Source organism: Azospirillum brasilense (genome assembly GCF_007827815.1).
GTDB classification, from domain to species: Bacteria; Pseudomonadota; Alphaproteobacteria; order Azospirillales; family Azospirillaceae; genus Azospirillum; species Azospirillum brasilense_C.
This window is the reverse complement of sequence record NZ_VITH01000030.1, coordinates 1-16,665: the sequence shown is the minus strand read 5'-3', so window position 1 is coordinate 16,665 and position 16,665 is coordinate 1. Positions and strand designations below refer to the sequence as shown.

The following is a 16,665-nucleotide window of genomic DNA, read 5'->3' as shown; positions in this document are numbered from 1 at the left end:
ACCGAGATGGTGATGCCGGGCGACAACATCTCCATGGAAGTCGAGCTGATCGCTCCGATCGCCATGGACGAGGGCCTGCGCTTCGCCATCCGCGAGGGTGGCCGCACGGTCGGCGCCGGCGTCGTCGCCTCGATCATCAAGTAAGTTGAAGGAGTCGATCCCGCCGCCGTTCCATCCGTGGTTCGGCGACGGGATCGGTCCCTGTCGATTTCGGCATGCCGGCCGATAAAAAGGCTAGCAAGCCACGCGGCTATGCGCTATAAGCTCCGCTCCCCGCCGGGGGTAGAGCCTGCGGCGATAGGAGTGTAGCTCAATTGGTAGAGCACCGGTCTCCAAAACCGGGGGCTGGGGGTTCGAGCCCCTCCACTCCTGCCACGCCGTACCGAACCAGAACGGGCCGCTGACCGCGCCCTACACGTCGCACCGGAGCCCGCACGGTCTACGATGGCTAAAGTGAACCCCGCAGAATTCGCGCGCGACGTCCGCCGCGAGGTGGCCAAGGTCACCTGGCCGACCCGCAAGGAAACCGGCGTGACGACCGCCATGGTGTTCGTCATGGTGGTGCTGGCTTCGCTGTTCTTCCTCGTCGTGGATCAGGTGCTGGCCTTCGCCGTCCGTATGATCCTTGGGCTGGGAGCCTGATCGCCATGGCCGCGCGCTGGTACGTCGTTCACGTCTATTCGGGCTTCGAAAAGAAGGTTTCCCAGGCCATCCGCGAAAAGGCGGCTCAGAAGGGTCTGGAAGACAAGTTCGAAGAGATCCTGGTGCCGACCGAGGAAGTGGTCGAGGTGCGCCGGGGTTCCAAGATCAACACCGAGCGGAAGTTCTTCCCCGGCTACGTCCTCATCAAGATGGATTTGACGGACGAGTCCTGGCATCTCGTGAAGAACACGCCGAAGGTCACCGGCTTCCTGGGCGGGGGCGGCAAGCCGCAGCCGATCAGCCAGCGCGAAGCCGAGCGGATCATCCATCAGGTGCAGGAAGGCTTTGAGCGCCCCAAGCCCTCGATCACCTTCGAGGTGGGCGAGCAGGTTCGTGTGAGCGACGGCCCCTTCACCTCCTTCAACGGCACCGTCGAGGAAGTCGACGAGGAGAAGGCCCGCCTCAAGGTGGCGGTGTCGATCTTCGGCCGCTCCACGCCGGTCGAGCTGGAATACACCCAGGTCGAGAAGGTCTGAGACCAACCGTTTTCCCGGGGCACGTGATGAACAGTCACGTGCTCCTTTCTGCTGCGGAAGGCCCGCCATAGCCGCACCGCAAAGCCCCGCGACGCCGGACAGCGTATCGAGGCGTCGTATCTGGAGGTTGTGACATGGCAAAGAAAATCGTCGGCTTCATCAAGCTGCAGGTTCCGGCCGGCAAGGCGAATCCGTCGCCGCCCATCGGCCCGGCGCTCGGTCAGCGCGGCCTGAACATCATGGAGTTCTGCAAGGCGTTCAACGCCAAGACGCAGGACCTGGAAGTCGGTATGCCGATCCCGGTGGTTATCACCGCGTACGGCGACCGTACCTTCACCTTCGTCACGAAGACCCCGCCGGTCAGCTACTTCCTGAAGAAGGCCGCTGGCATCGACAAGGGCTCGCAGACCACCGGCAAGGGCGCTTTCGCCGGCAAGATCACGAAGACCCAGATTCGTGACATCGCCGAGAAGAAGATGAAGGACCTGAACGCCCACGACGTCGAGGCGGCCGCGAGCATGATCGCTGGTTCCGCCCGCTCGATGGGCCTCGAAGTGGTGGAGGGCTGATCCCATGGCGAAGCTCGGCAAGCGTCTGACCGATTCCTACAAGAAGGTCGACCGCGAGGCGCTCTACTCCCTGGAAGGCGCCGTCTCCCTGATCAAGGGCCTGCCCAAGGCGAAGTTCGATGAGACCATCGAGATCGCCATGAACCTGGGCATCGATCCGCGTCACGCCGACCAGATGGTCCGCGGCGTGGTGAACCTGCCGAACGGCACGGGCAAGACCGTGCGCGTCGCCGTGTTCGCCAAGGGCACCAAGGCGGACGACGCCCTGGCCGCCGGCGCGGACATCGTCGGCGCCGACGATCTGGCCGAGAAGATCCTGGCCGGCAACATCGACTTCGACCGCTGCATCGCGTCCCCGGACATGATGGGCGTCGTCGGCAAGCTCGGTAAGGTGCTCGGCCCGCGCGGCCTGATGCCGAACCCGAAGCTCGGCACCGTGACCCCCGACGTGGCCGGCGCCGTCAAGGCCGCCAAGGCCGGCGCCGTGGAGTTCCGCGCCGAGAAGACCGGCATCGTGCACGCCGGCGTCGGCAAGGCCAGCTTCTCGGAAGAGGCCCTGGTGCAGAACATCCGCGCCTTCGTGGATGCCATCACCCGTGCCAAGCCGACCGGTGCCAAGGGCCAGTACCTGCTGAAGGTCTCGCTGTCCTCGACCATGGGCCCGGGCCTGAAGCTGGATCTGTCCACTCTGGCCGCCACGGCCTGAGTGACCTGAGTTTCGCCGCCGGCACCCTCGGGAACCGGCGGCGATCGGGTGTCCCTGCGGGGATGCCCACCCTGTCCAAGACCGCTGGCGCCCGCGTCTCTCCGGAGGCAAAGGCTTAAACCCGCCAGAGCAGACAGGAGTTGAACCGTTAACCACGCGGGCTTGCCCGCGGTTCAGGAACGGCTCGAACTTCTGGGACAGGTTCGCCGGGGCTCCCCACCGAAAGGGAAGGGGTCCCTTGTAAACCTCTGTGCAAGGAGGCGATCCGTGGATCGTACACAAAAAGAAGCGACGATCGCGGACCTGCAGTCGAAGCTCCAGGAAACGGGCCTGGTGGTGGTCACCCACCATCTCGGCCTGACGGTGGCGGAAGTCACCGACCTGCGTGGCAAGATTCGGGCCGCGGGCGCGAGCTTCAAGGTGACGAAGAACCGGCTCGCCCGCCGCGCCCTTCAGGGCACGCAGTTCGAAGGTCTGGACGGTCTCTTCAAGGGGCCGACCGCGATCGCCTACTCGAAGGATCCCGTCGCGGCCGCCAAGGTGGTGGCCGACTACGCGAAGACCAACGAGAAGCTGAAGATCGTCGGCGCCGCTCTCGGCGACCAGATCCTCGACGCGGAGGGAGTGAAGGCTCTCGCCACGCTCCCGTCGCTGGACGAACTGCGCGCCAAGCTCGTGGGCATGATCCAGACTCCGGCGACCCGCATCGCCGGCGTCCTCCAGGCTCCGGGCGGCCAGGTCGCCCGTGTGCTGGCGGCCTACGCGAAGAAGGACGAGGCGGCCTGAGCCGCATCCGTCTAGCTGTCTACCCATCCCAGAACATCGAGTTGTTGGAGCATTAAAATGGCTGATCTGCAGAAGCTGGTCGACGATCTCTCGGCCCTGACCGTCATCGAGGCCGCCGAGCTGTCGAAGCTGCTGGAAGAGAAGTGGGGCGTTTCCGCCGCCGCTCCGGTGGCCGTTGCCGCCGCCGGTCCGGCCGCCGCCGCCGCCCCGGTCGAAGAGCAGACCGAGTTCAACGTGATCCTCGCCGACGCCGGCGACAAGAAGATCAACGTGATCAAGGAAGTCCGCGCCATCACCGGCCTGGGCCTGAAGGAAGCCAAGGACCTGGTCGAAGGCGCCCCGAAGCCGGTCAAGGAGGCCGTGTCGAAGGACGAGGCCGCCAAGATCAAGAAGCAGCTTGAAGAGGCCGGCGCCAAGGTCGATATTAAGTAAGACCCGTCTTGCTGCGACGGATAAGACATATCCACGCCGGACGGCGGCCGGTCCCCGAGGGGGCCTGCCGCCGCACGGCGTTTTCTGCCTTCCACCGGACCGGGTTTCTCGGTCCGGCTCTTTCCGTCCCTGCATAAGGGGCGGGCCGCGCGATCATCGCCGCGTCGCGGCGAGCACCCTGGTTCGCGTGCTTCTGGTCGAGCGTACTCACGATTCTGACGTTTGGGGACATCCATGGCCAAATCCTTTACGGGTCGAAAGCGTGTTCGGAAGAGCTTCGGGCGCATCCCGGAAGTCACCCAGATGCCCAACCTCATCGAGGTGCAGCGCAGCTCCTACGACCACTTCCTGCAAATGGACGTCCCGCCGGAGAAGCGGGCCAACCTGGGTCTGCAGGAGGTGTTCCGGTCGGTGTTCCCGATCAAGGACTTCTCCGACCGCGCCGTCCTCGACTTCGTGAAGTACGAGCTTGAGCAGCCTAAGTATGACGTCGAGGAGTGCCAGCAGCGTGGCATGACCTTCGCCGCCCCGCTGAAGGTGACCTTGCGCCTCTCCGTCTTCGACGTGGAAGAGGACACAGGCCTGCGCTCGATCCGCGACATCAAGGAGCAGGACGTCTACATGGGCGACATGCCCCTGATGACGGCCAACGGCACCTTCATCATCAACGGCACCGAGCGCGTCATCGTCTCGCAGATGCACCGCAGCCCGGGCGTCTTCTTCGACCATGACAAGGGCAAGACCCATTCGTCGGGCAAGTATCTCTTCGCCGCCCGCGTGATCCCGTACCGCGGCTCCTGGCTGGACTTCGAGTTCGACGCCAAGGACCTCGTCTACGTGCGCATCGACCGCCGCCGCAAGCTGCCGGCCACCACGCTGCTGTTCGCCCTGGACGGCGCGGAGACCGAGGCGCTGCGCGCCGAGCGCAAGGCGCAGAAGAAGGACCTGCTGCCCTACGAGGCGCAGGGCATGGCGAAGGAAGAAATCCTCAATTTCTTCTACGACACCATCACCTACACCCGCGCGTCGGGCGGCTGGAAGACCCCCTTCAACGCCGACCGCATGAAGGGCGTGAAGGTCGCCTCCGACCTCGTGGATGCGGCCTCCGGCCAGGTCGTCGCCGAGGCCGGCACCAAGATGACGCCGCGCCTGATCAAGAAGCTGGTCGAGGGTGGCCTCGCCGAGCAGCTCGTCTCCACCGAGGAGCTGACCGGCCGCTACCTCGCCGTCGACATCATCAACGAGCGGACCGGCGAAGTCCTGTTCGAAGCCGGTGACGAATTGTCGGCGAGCGACCTCGACAAGCTGGAGAAGGCCGGCGTCGACGAGCTGCCGGTGCTGGCGATTGACCACCTGAACGTCGGCGCCTACATCCGCAACACGATGGCGGCCGACCGCAACGCGTCCCGCGAGGATGCGCTGATCGACATCTACCGCGTCATGCGTCCGGGCGAGCCGCCGACCCTGGAGTCGGCCGAGGCGCTGTTCGCCGGCCTGTTCTTCGACAGCGAGCGCTACGACCTGTCGGCGGTGGGCCGCGTCAAGATGAACGCCCGCCTGAACTTCCAGACCGAGGACAGCGTCCGCGTCCTGCGCAAGCAGGACATCATGTCGATCCTCAAGGTCCTGGTGAACCTGAAGGACGGCCGCGGCGAGATCGACGACATCGACCATCTCGGCAACCGCCGCGTCCGCTCGGTCGGCGAGCTGATGGAGAACCAGTACCGCGTCGGTCTGCTGCGCATGGAGCGCGCGATCCGCGAGCGCATGAGCTCGGTCGAGATCGACACGGTCATGCCGCACGACCTGATCAACGCCAAGCCGGCGGCCGCCGCCGTGCGCGAGTTCTTCGGCTCGTCGCAGCTCTCGCAGTTCATGGACCAGACCAACCCGCTGTCCGAGATCACGCACAAGCGTCGTCTCTCGGCTCTCGGCCCGGGCGGTCTGACCCGCGAGCGCGCCGGCTTCGAGGTGCGCGACGTGCACCCGACGCACTACGGCCGCATCTGCCCGATTGAGACGCCCGAAGGTCCGAACATCGGTCTGATCAACTCGCTGGCGACCTACGCCCGCGTGAACCAGTACGGCTTCATCGAGAGCCCGTACCGCAAGGTGCGCGACAGCATCGTCACCGACGAGGTGGTCTACCTCTCCGCCATGGAGGAGGGCCGCTACGTCGTCGCCCAGGCCAACGCCGAGCTGGACGCGGACAACCGCTTCGCCGCCGACCTCGTGTCGTGCCGGCAGGGCGGCGAGTACCTGATGTTCCGCCCGGAGGCCATCGACCTGATCGACGTGTCGCCGAAGCAGCTCGTTTCCGTCGCCGCGGCGCTGATCCCGTTCCTCGAGAACGACGACGCGAACCGCGCGCTGATGGGCTCGAACATGCAGCGTCAGGCGGTGCCGCTGGTCAAGGCCGACGCGCCGCTGGTCGGCACGGGCATGGAGGCCACGGTCGCCCGCGACAGCGGCGTGACCATCGTCGCCAAGCGCAAGGGCATCGTCGACCAGATCGACGCGACCCGCATCGTGGTCCGGGCGACCGACTCGTCCGACGCCACGGCGCCGGGTGTGGACATCTACAACCTGCTGAAGTTCCAGCGTTCCAACCAGAACACCTGCATCACCCAGCGTCCGCTGGTGAAGGTGGGCGACCGCGTGGCGGCCGGCGACATCATCGCCGACGGCCCCTCGACGGAGCTGGGCGAGCTGGCGCTGGGCCGCAATGTGCTCGTCGCCTTCATGCCGTGGAACGGCTACAACTTCGAGGACTCGATCCTCATCAACGAGCGCATCGTCAAGGACGACGTCTTCACCTCGATCCACATCGAGGAGTTCGAGGTCATGGCCCGCGACACCAAGCTGGGCCAGGAGGAAATCACCCGCGACATTCCGAACGTCGGTGAGGAAGCCCTCAAGAACCTCGACGAGGCCGGCATCGTCTACATCGGCGCCGAGGTCCGTCCGGGCGACATCCTGGTCGGCAAGGTGACGCCGAAGGGCGAAAGCCCGATGACGCCGGAAGAGAAGCTGCTGCGCGCCATCTTCGGCGAGAAGGCGTCCGACGTCCGCGACACCTCGCTGCGCCTGCCGCCGGGTGTGGCCGGGACGATCGTCGAGGTCCGCGTGTTCAGCCGCCGCGGCGTCGACAAGGACGAGCGCGCCCTGGCGATTGAGCGGGCCGAGATCGAGAAGCTGGCCAAGGACCGCGACGACGAGCGCGCGATCCTGGAGCGCAGCTTCTACACCCGCCTGAAGGAGGTCATCCTCGGCCAGACCGCCCAGTCCGGTCCGAAGGGCATGAAGGCCGGCACGGTCCTGACCGACGCCGAGCTGGCGAACCTGACCAAGGGCCAGTGGCGCCAGATCTCCATCGCCGACGAGCAGGTGATGGAGACGGTGGAGAGCCTGGGCAAGGTCTTCGACGACTCGATCCAGGCGCTGCAGAACCGCTTCGAGAACAAGGTCGAGAAGCTGCAGCGCGGCGACGAGCTGCCGCCGGGCGTGATGAAGATGGTCAAGGTCTTCGTCGCGGTGAAGCGCAAGCTGCAGCCGGGCGACAAGATGGCCGGCCGCCACGGCAACAAGGGCGTGGTCTCCCGCATCCTGCCGCAGGAGGACATGCCGTACCTCGAGGACGGCCAGCCGGTCGACCTGGTGCTGAACCCGCTGGGCGTGCCGTCGCGCATGAACATCGGTCAGATCCTGGAGACCCACCTGGGCTGGGCGTCGGCCGGCCTCGGCAAGCAGATCGGCCGCGCCATCGACCAGTACCGTCTCGCCATGAAGGGCCGCGGCGACGCCGCCCAGACCATGGACGGGCTGCGCATCACGCTGAAGGAAGCCTACGGCCAGAAGGTCTACGACGACCAGATCGCCGACATGACCGAGGGCGAGCTGCTGGAGCTGGGCGGCAACCTGCGCAAGGGCGTTCCCTTCGCCACGCCGGTCTTCGACGGCGCGCGCGAGGAGGACATCTGCCAGCAGCTGGAGAAGGCGGGTCTGGACCGCTCCGGTCAGGTCACCCTGATCGACGGCCGCACCGGCGAGGCCTTCGACCGCAAGGTGACCGTCGGCTACATCTACATGCTGAAGCTGCACCACTTGGTGGACGACAAGATCCACGCGCGCTCGATCGGTCCGTACTCGCTGGTCACCCAGCAGCCGCTCGGCGGTAAGGCCCAGTTCGGCGGACAGCGGTTCGGTGAAATGGAAGTGTGGGCGCTCGAAGCCTACGGCGCCGCCTACACGCTGCAGGAAATGCTCACGGTCAAGTCGGACGACGTGTCCGGCCGCACCAAGGTCTACGAGGCGATCGTCCGCGGCGACGACAACTTCGAGGCGGGCATCCCTGAGTCCTTCAACGTTCTGGTCAAGGAGCTGCGCTCCCTGGGCTTGAACGTCGAGCTGAACCAGCGGTCGTACTGAGCCCAAGAGACTTGAACCCGCCGGAGGAGGGGCCATGTTGGCCCCTTCCGGCGGGAACTGCCCTTAACCGACAACGCGGCGCTGCCAGCGGGAGACGGTCATGAACGAGTTGATGAATATTTTCGGCCAAGTCCAGGGTCCCCAGAGCTTCGATCAGATCCGCATCCAGATCGCGAGCCCCGAGCGCATCCGGTCCTGGTCGTTCGGCGAGATCAAGAAGCCGGAAACCATCAACTATCGCACTTTCAAGCCTGAGCGCGACGGCCTGTTCTGCGCCCGCATCTTCGGCCCGATCAAGGACTACGAGTGCTTGTGCGGCAAGTACAAGCGCATGAAGTACCGTGGCATCATCTGCGAGAAGTGCGGCGTCGAGGTCACGCTGTCGAAGGTCCGGCGCGAGCGCATGGGCCACATCGAGCTGGCCTCGCCGGTCGCCCACATCTGGTTCCTGAAGTCCCTGCCGAGCCGCATCGGTCTGTTGCTCGACATGACGCTGAAGGATCTGGAGCGCATCCTCTATTTCGAGAATTACGTCGTCATCGAGCCGGGCCTGACCCCGCTGAAGCTGCACCAGCTGCTCAGCGAGGAGGAGTTCGTCTCCGCCCAGGACGAGTACGGCGAGGACGCCTTCACCGCCTCCATCGGTGCCGAGGCGCTGCGCATCATGCTGTCGGCGCTCGACATGGAGGAGGAGAAGAAGACCTGCCGCGAGGAGCTGCGGGACACCTCGTCCGAGGCCAAGCGCAAGAAGCTCGTGAAGCGCCTGAAGCTGATCGACGCGTTCCTGTCGTCGCAGTCGCGTCCGGAATGGATGATCCTGGAAGTCATTCCGGTGATCCCGCCGGAGCTGCGCCCGCTCGTCCCGCTGGACGGCGGCCGCTTCGCCACGTCCGACCTGAACGACCTGTACCGCCGTGTCATCAACCGCAACAACCGTCTGAAGCGGCTGATCGAGCTGAAGGCGCCGGACATCATCGTCCGCAACGAGAAGCGCATGCTGCAGGAGGCCGTCGACGCGCTGTTCGACAACGGCCGCCGCGGCCGCGTCATCACCGGCGCCAACAAGCGTCCGCTAAAGTCGCTGTCCGACATGCTGAAGGGCAAGCAGGGCCGCTTCCGTCAGAACCTCCTCGGCAAGCGCGTCGACTACTCGGGCCGTTCGGTCATCGTGGTCGGTCCGGAGCTGAAGCTGCACCAGTGCGGCCTGCCGAAGAAGATGGCGCTGGAGCTGTTCAAGCCCTTCATCTACGCGAAGCTGGAGCTGTACGGCCTCGCCTCGACCATCAAGGCCGCCAAGCGGATGGTCGAGAAGGAGCGTCCCGAGGTGTGGGACATCCTTGAAGAGGTCATCCGCGAGCATCCGGTGATGCTGAACCGCGCGCCGACGCTGCACCGCCTGGGCATCCAGGCCTTCGAGCCGACGCTGATCGAAGGCAAGGCGATCCAGCTCCACCCGCTGGTCTGCACCGCCTTCAACGCGGACTTTGACGGCGACCAGATGGCCGTGCACGTCCCGCTGAGCCTTGAGGCCCAGCTGGAAGCGCGCGTCCTGATGATGTCGACCAACAACATCCTGTCGCCCGCCAACGGCAAGCCGATCATCGTGCCGTCGCAGGACATCGTGCTGGGTCTCTACTACATCACGATGGACCGGCCGGGCGAGAAGGGCGAGGGCATGACCTTCGCCAACGTCGGCGAGATCGAGCAGGCGCTGGACGCCAAGGTCGTGACGCTGCACGCCAAGGTGAAGGCGCGCTACAAGGGCGTGGACGAGAACGGCGACGAGAAGATTTCCATCGTGGAGACGACTCCGGGCCGCATGCTGCTGTCCGAGATCCTGCCGCGCAACCCGGCGGTGCCCTTCTCGCTGATCAACCGCCTGCTGACCAAGAAGGACGTCGGCAACGTCATCGACGCCGTCTACCGCCATTGCGGTCAGAAGGAGACGGTGATCTTCGCCGACCGCCTGATGAAGCTCGGCTTCGGCCACGCCTGCCGCGCCGGCATCTCCTTCGGCAAGGATGACATGGTCATCCCCGAGGCGAAGAAGAAGCTGGTCAACGACAGCAAGGAGCGGGTGAAGGAGTTCGAGCAGCAGTATCTCGACGGTCTGATCACCCAGGGCGAGAAGTACAACAAGGTCGTCGACGTCTGGTCGGAGTGCACCGAGAAGGTGGCGACGGAGATGATGAAGGTCATCTCCGACACCGCCCCCGGCAAGCCGGTGAACTCGGTCTACATGATGGCCCACTCCGGTGCGCGTGGCTCGGCCGCCCAGATCCGCCAGCTGGCGGGCATGCGCGGCCTGATGGCCAAGCCGTCGGGCGAGATCATCGAGACGCCGATCATCTCGAACTTCAAGGAAGGCCTGACCGTGCTGGAGTACTTCAACTCCACCCACGGCGCCCGCAAGGGGCTGGCCGACACCGCCTTGAAGACGGCGAACTCCGGTTACCTGACCCGTCGTCTCGTCGACGTGGCCCAGGACGCCATCATCGTCGAGACCGATTGCGGCACCGACAAGGGCATCACCGTCAAGGCCGTCATCGACGGCGGCGAGGTCATCTCCCCGCTGGGCGACCGCATCCTCGGCCGCACCGTGGTCGGCGACCTGATCGACCCGCTGAACGGCGAGCTGATCGTGCCGAACGCCGGCCTGATCGACGAGCCCACGGTGGACCGCATCGAGCGTTCGGGCATCGACAGCGTCATGATCCGCTCGGTTCTGACCTGCGAGACCAAGGACGGCGTCTGCGCCAAGTGCTACGGCCGCGATCTGGCCCGCGGCACGCTGGTCAACGTCGGCGAGGCGGTCGGCGTCATCGCCGCCCAGTCGATCGGCGAGCCGGGCACGCAGCTCACCATGCGCACGTTCCACATCGGTGGCGCGGCGCAGCGCGGTGCCGAGCAGAGCCAGGTGGAGGCGGCGTTCGATGCCACGGTGCGGATCCACAACCGCAACGTCGTTATCAACTCCTCCAACATCCCGGTGGTCATGGGCCGCAGCACCGAGGTGATCCTGCTCGACGAGCAGGGCCGCGAGCGGGCGCGTCATCGCGTTCCGTACGGCGCGAAGCTGTTGGCCGACGAGGGCGTGAAGGTCGAGCGCGGGCAGAAGCTGGCCGAGTGGGACCCCTACACCCTGCCGATCATCACCGAGCGCGAGGGTACCGCCCACTACGTCGACCTCGTGGAAGGCATCTCCATGCGCGAGGTGATGGACGAGGCGACCGGCATCTCCTCGAAGGTCGTGGTGGACTGGCGCCAGCAGCCGCGCGGTGCGGATCTGAAGCCGCGCATCACGCTGCGCGACGAGCGGGGCGAGATCATCACGCTGGCCAACGGTCTGGAGGCCCGCTACTTCATGTCGGTGGACGCCATCCTCTCGGTGGAGAACGGCGCCCATGTTCGGGCCGGCGACGTGCTGGCGCGTATCCCGCGCGAGTCGTCCAAGACCCGCGACATCACGGGCGGTCTGCCGCGCGTGGCCGAGCTGTTCGAGGCGCGCCGTCCGAAGGACTTCGCGATCATCTCGGACCTCGACGGCCGCGTCGAGTTCGGCAAGGACTACAAGACCAAGCGCCGCATCGTCGTCCGCAACGACGAGACGGGGGACGAGCGCGAGTATCTGATCCCGAAGGGCAAGCACATCTCCGTGCAGGAGGGTGACTATGTCCAGCGCGGCGACCTGCTGATGGACGGCAACCCGGTGCCGCACGACATCCTGTCGGTGATGGGTGTGGAGGCTCTGGCCAACTACCTGATCAACGAGATCCAGGACGTCTATCGACTGCAGGGCGTGAAGATCAACGACAAGCACATCGAGGTGATCGTCCGCCAGATGCTGCAGAAGGTCGAGATCACCGACGCCGGCGAGACCACCTTCCTGGTGGGCGAGCAGGTCGACCGTCAGGAGTTCGACGAGGAGAACGAGAAGACCGTCGGCGAGGGGCTGAAGCCGGCCGCCGGCCACCCGGTTCTGCAGGGCATCACCAAGGCGTCGCTGCAGACCCGGTCCTTCATCTCCGCCGCGTCGTTCCAGGAAACCACCCGCGTCCTCACCGAGGCGGCGGTGTCGGGCAAGACCGACAACCTGGAAGGCCTGAAGGAGAACGTGATCGTCGGCCGCCTGATCCCGGCGGGCACGGGCTCGGTCGTCAACCGCCTGAAGCAGATCGCCGCCGAGCGCGACCGCGCCCTGGCGGAGGGCGAAACCGGCGACGGCGAGGCTCCGGCCCTGCCGCATCCGGGCGAGAGCACCGCGGCCTGAGGGCCCGGAGCCTCAGGCTTCGGCGCATAGGGTAGGGCAGGGGGCGCGTTCCGCAGGGGACGCGCCCCTTTCTCGTTTGTCCCGCCGGGTTTAGGATCGTCAACGCCACGCATCGGAGCCTCCGCCATGACCGAGAACGCGCCCAGCTTCGGCCTGCTGCTGTTTCCCAACGTCACGCAGCTCGACCTCACCGGCCCCTACGAGGTGCTGGCCCGTGTGCCGGGCGCGCAGGTCCATCTGCTGTGGAAAACGCTCGATCCGGTGCGCTCCGACACTGGCCTGACCATTCTCCCCACGGCGACCCTGTCCGACGCCCCGCCGCTTGATCTGCTCCTGGTTCCCGGCGGCGGTGGCATCAACGCGCTGCTGACCGACGAGGAGGTCCTGACCTTCCTGGCGGAGCGGGCGTCCGGCACTCGCTATCTCTCGGGGATCTGCACCGGCTCCCTGGTGCTCGGCGCCGCCGGGCTGCTGGAGGGCAAGCGTGCGGGCACGCACTGGGCCTCCCGCGACTTCCTCGCCGCCTTCGGTGCCGCGCCGGTGGCGGAGCGCGTGGTCGTGGACGGCACGCTGTTCACCGGCGGCGGCGTGACCGCGGGAATCGACGTGGCGCTGCGCATCGTCGCCGAACTGTTCGGTGAGCCGGCCGCGAAGCTCATCCAACTCTCCATCGAATACGATCCGAAGCCGCCCTTCGACGCCGGTTCGCCGGAAGGGGCGGGGGAGGGCGTGACGGCCGATCTTCTCGCCCGGATGCGCCCGATGCTCGACGCGCGGGCTGCCGCGGTGGCGGCGGGCGCCGAGGCGTTGCGCCGCCGCCGGTCGGCCCCCTCCGGCTGACGCCGAAACGTCGTCGAAGCGCACGACAAACGGTCATCTGCGCGCTTGACGGGTTCCCGGCGGACCCATATAGTCCGCGAACTTCAAAAGGAGCCTCGGGAAGGTCTTTCGTCCATCCCGTCCGGCATCCGGCTGAACCCAAGCGACATAGCTGAACGACCGGGTCCTCGCGGACCCATCCGACGGCGTTCGACCATTGGGCCCGCTCGAAGCCCCTCAGGCTTCGCAGGCGGGCTTTTGCATCGTCCGGTACCGCCGGGCGTTTTTCCAATCGGTCCGGCTCCGCCGGCCGATCGACCTGAAGGGATGAAGGGCAGATATGCCGACGATCAACCAGTTGATCCGTAAGCCGCGCGAGCCCTTGGCCGCGCGCAATAAGGTTCCCGCGATGGAGGCGTGCCCGCAGAAGCGTGGCGTCTGCACCCGCGTCTACACGACCACGCCGAAGAAGCCGAACTCGGCTCTGCGTAAGGTCGCCCGCGTTCGCCTGACGAACGGCTTCGAAGTGACCTCCTACATCCCCGGTGAAGGCCATAACCTCCAGGAACACTCGGTGGTTATGATCCGCGGCGGCCGTGTGAAGGATCTTCCCGGCGTTCGCTACCACATCATCCGCGGCACGCTCGATACCCAGGGCGTGAAGGACCGTAAGCAGCGTCGTTCGAAGTACGGCGCGAAGCGTCCGAAGTAAGGAGTATTCACGATGTCCCGTCGTCGTCGCGCCGAGAAGCGTGAGGTCCTGCCGGACGCCAAGTATGGCGACCGCGTCCTGACCAAGTTCATGAACTGCCTGATGCTGGACGGCAAGAAGTCCGCCGCCGAGCGCATCGTCTACGGCGCGCTCAGCCGCATCGAGGCCAAGACCAAGAACGAGCCGGTTCAGGTCTTCCACGACGCCCTGCTGAACGTGAAGCCGCATCTCGAAGTGCGCTCGCGTCGCGTCGGTGGCGCCACCTACCAGGTTCCGGTCGAGGTCCGCACGGACCGCGCCCAGGCCCTGGCCATCCGTTGGCTCATCGGCGCCGCCCGCGCCCGCTCGGAAAACACCATGACCGAGCGTCTGTCGGGTGAGCTGCTGGATGCCGCCAACCAGCGTGGCACAGCCGTGAAGAAGCGCGAAGACACCCATCGTATGGCGGAAGCCAACAAGGCCTTCTCGCACTACCGCTGGTAAGGCACCCACCGGCCCAGGTGCTTGTCATGCCCCGTTCCCATCCCCTGAACCGTTACCGCAACATCGGCATCATGGCCCACATCGATGCCGGGAAGACCACGACCACCGAACGGATTTTGTACTACACTGGAAAGTCGTACAAAATCGGCGAGGTGCACGAGGGCACCGCGGTGATGGATTGGATGGAGCAGGAACAGGAACGGGGCATCACCATCACCTCCGCGGCCACGACCTGCTTCTGGCGCGATCACCGCATCAACATCATCGACACGCCGGGTCACGTCGACTTCACGATCGAAGTCGAACGGTCCTTGCGCGTGCTCGACGGTGCGGTTGCGGTGTTCGATTCCGTTGCGGGGGTGGAGCCTCAGTCCGAGACCGTGTGGCGGCAGGCCGACAAGTACGGCGTGCCCCGCATGTGTTTCGTCAACAAGCTGGACCGCACCGGCGCGGACTTCTTCCGCTGCGTCGACATGATGAAGGAACGGCTGGGCGCCTTTCCGCTCGTCCTCCAGCTTCCGATCGGGTCCGAGGCCAGCTTTGTCGGCGTCGTCGATCTGGTCGCCATGCGCGCCATCGTCTGGAAAGAAGAGACGCTGGGCGCCGAATTCTATTACACCGACATTCCGGACGCTCTGAAGGACGCCGCGGCGCGCCACCGTCAGGCGCTGCTCGACGCCGTCCTGGAACTCGACGACGCGGCCATGGAGGCCTATCTCGAGTCCGGCCAGGAGCCGTCCGAAGAAACGCTGAAGGCCTGCATCCGCAAGGGCACCGTCGGCCTGCGCTTCGTGCCGGTCGTCTGCGGCTCCGCTTTCAAGAACAAGGGCATCCAGCCGATGCTGGACGCCGTGGTGGACTATCTGCCCGCTCCCGTGGACGTCGGGGCGGTGCGGGGGCACCGCGTCGGCAGCCCCGAGACGGACGAGCGCGCGCCGGACGACGCCGCTCCCTTCTCCGCGCTCGCCTTCAAGATCATGAACGACCCGTTCGTCGGGTCGCTGACCTTCGTGCGCGTCTATTCCGGCACCGTCGCCTCCGGCACCGCCGTGCTGAACCCCGGCAAGGACGAGAAGGAGCGCATCGGCCGCATGCTGCTGATGCACGCCAACAGCCGGGAGGAGATCGACGAGGCCTACGCCGGCGACATCGTCGCCTTCACCGCGTTGAAGAGCACGACGACCGGCGACACGCTGTGCGATCCCGCCAAGCCCATCGTCCTGGAACGGATGGAATTCCCGGAACCGGTCATCGAGGTGGCCGTCGAGCCGAAATCCAAGGCCGACCAGGAAAAGATGAGCATGGCGCTGTCCCGCCTCGCCCAGGAGGATCCGTCCTTCCGCGTGGCCGTCGACCATGAGAGCGGTCAGACGATCATCAAGGGCATGGGCGAACTGCATCTGGAGATCATCGTCGATCGCATGAAGCGGGAGTTCAAGGTCGATGCGAACGTCGGCGCGCCGCAGGTGGCGTACCGCGAGACCATCACCAAGACCGCCGAGATCGACCACACCCACAAGAAGCAGACCGGGGGTACCGGGCAGTTCGCCCGCGTTACGCTGGTCTTCGAGCCGCAGCCCGCCGGCAGCGGCTTCGTCTTCCAGAACAAGGTCGTCGGCGGCGCCGTGCCCAAGGAGTTCATTCCGGGCGTGCAGAAGGGGCTGGACGCATCGCTGCACAGCGGCGTGGTCGCCGGCTTCCCGGTCATCGACCTCAAGGTGACGCTGACCGACGGCGCCTTCCACGACGTCGACTCCTCGGTGCTCGCCTTCGAGATCGCCACCCGTGCGGCCTTCCGCGAAGGCATGCAGAAGGCCGGCCCGATGCTTCTGGAGCCGATCATGAGGGTTGAGGTGGTGACGCCCGAGGACTACATGGGCGACATCATCGGGGACCTGAACAGCCGCCGCGGCCAGATCACCGCCATGGACCAGCGCGGGAACGCCCGCTCGATCCAGGCGATGGTTCCGTTGGCGTCGATGTTCGGTTATGTGAACACCCTGCGCTCGATGAGCCAGGGACGCGCGCAGTACACGATGCAGTTCGACCACCACGAGCCGGTGCCGCAGACGATTGCGGAGACCATCCGCGCCAGGATGGCCTGAAACCGCTGGAACGACAAAGAGACGGAGAGCACACACCATGGCGAAGGCAAAGTTCGAGCGGAACAAGCCGCACTGCAACATCGGCACGATCGGCCACGTCGACCACGGCAAGACGTCGCTGACGGCGGCGATCACGAAGGTGCTGGCCGAGAGCGGCGGCGCGACCTTCACCGCCTA

Annotated in this window: 13 protein-coding genes, 1 tRNA gene and 1 pseudogene; all 15 read left to right on the top strand. The window is 66.0% G+C overall.

Annotation, left to right across the window (positions count from 1 at the left end):
* Nucleotides 1–144: pseudogene (tuf, locus tag FBZ83_RS31070) on the top strand (elongation factor Tu); the annotation flags it as partial.
* Between the two features lie 155 nt (nt 145–299).
* Nucleotides 300–375 (top strand) — tRNA-Trp (locus FBZ83_RS31065).
* Between the two features lie 69 nt (nt 376–444).
* Nucleotides 445–642 (top strand): preprotein translocase subunit SecE, encoded by a 198-nt coding sequence (gene secE, locus FBZ83_RS31060; protein ID WP_035675069.1) that lies wholly within the window; start codon nt 445–447, stop codon nt 640–642.
* A 5-nt stretch (nt 643–647) separates the two neighbouring features.
* The gene (gene nusG, locus FBZ83_RS31055) at nt 648–1,178 is read left to right on the top strand and encodes a transcription termination/antitermination protein NusG (RefSeq protein WP_014241052.1); all 531 of its coding nucleotides are present in this window, start codon (nt 648–650) and stop codon (nt 1,176–1,178) included.
* A gap of 134 nt (nt 1,179–1,312) precedes the next feature.
* On the top strand, nt 1,313–1,747 hold the full coding sequence (rplK, locus tag FBZ83_RS31050; protein ID WP_014241051.1) for a 50S ribosomal protein L11: 435 nt from the start codon (nt 1,313–1,315) through the stop codon (nt 1,745–1,747).
* Between the two features lie 4 nt (nt 1,748–1,751).
* Nucleotides 1,752–2,453: a 50S ribosomal protein L1 gene (gene rplA / locus FBZ83_RS31045; RefSeq protein WP_035675066.1), complete on the top strand. Its 702-nt coding sequence runs from the start codon at nt 1,752–1,754 to the stop codon at nt 2,451–2,453.
* 267 nt (nt 2,454–2,720) lie between these two features.
* Complete coding sequence (gene rplJ / locus FBZ83_RS31040) at nt 2,721–3,239, top strand: 50S ribosomal protein L10 (protein WP_014241049.1); 519 nt, start codon at nt 2,721–2,723, stop codon at nt 3,237–3,239.
* Nucleotides 3,240–3,296: 57 nt separating this feature from the next.
* Nucleotides 3,297–3,671: a 50S ribosomal protein L7/L12 gene (gene rplL / locus FBZ83_RS31035; RefSeq protein ID WP_035675064.1), complete on the top strand. Its 375-nt coding sequence runs from the start codon at nt 3,297–3,299 to the stop codon at nt 3,669–3,671.
* Nucleotides 3,672–3,905: 234 nt separating this feature from the next.
* The gene (gene rpoB, locus FBZ83_RS31030) at nt 3,906–8,099 is read left to right on the top strand and encodes a DNA-directed RNA polymerase subunit beta (protein ID WP_145680061.1); all 4,194 of its coding nucleotides are present in this window, start codon (nt 3,906–3,908) and stop codon (nt 8,097–8,099) included.
* Between the two features lie 100 nt (nt 8,100–8,199).
* Nucleotides 8,200–12,369 carry a DNA-directed RNA polymerase subunit beta' gene (gene rpoC, locus FBZ83_RS31025; protein WP_145691127.1) on the top strand — a complete coding sequence of 1,390 codons (4,170 nt, stop codon included), beginning with the start codon at nt 8,200–8,202 and terminating at the stop codon, nt 12,367–12,369.
* Between the two features lie 126 nt (nt 12,370–12,495).
* Entirely contained in the window at nt 12,496–13,209 is a 714-nt protein-coding gene (locus tag FBZ83_RS31020; protein WP_145691125.1) for a DJ-1/PfpI family protein, read from the top strand.
* A gap of 319 nt (nt 13,210–13,528) precedes the next feature.
* The gene (rpsL, locus tag FBZ83_RS31015) at nt 13,529–13,900 is read left to right on the top strand and encodes a 30S ribosomal protein S12 (protein ID WP_012973201.1); all 372 of its coding nucleotides are present in this window, start codon (nt 13,529–13,531) and stop codon (nt 13,898–13,900) included.
* A 12-nt stretch (nt 13,901–13,912) separates the two neighbouring features.
* Complete coding sequence (gene rpsG / locus FBZ83_RS31010) at nt 13,913–14,383, top strand: 30S ribosomal protein S7 (RefSeq protein ID WP_014241043.1); 471 nt, start codon at nt 13,913–13,915, stop codon at nt 14,381–14,383.
* A gap of 26 nt (nt 14,384–14,409) precedes the next feature.
* Nucleotides 14,410–16,488, top strand: a complete 2,079-nt coding sequence (fusA, locus tag FBZ83_RS31005) for an elongation factor G (protein ID WP_145691122.1) — start codon at nt 14,410–14,412, stop codon at nt 16,486–16,488.
* A gap of 37 nt (nt 16,489–16,525) precedes the next feature.
* Nucleotides 16,526–16,665: GTP-binding protein (locus tag FBZ83_RS31000; protein WP_244948042.1), on the top strand; the 140-nt coding region annotated here is incomplete at its 3' end.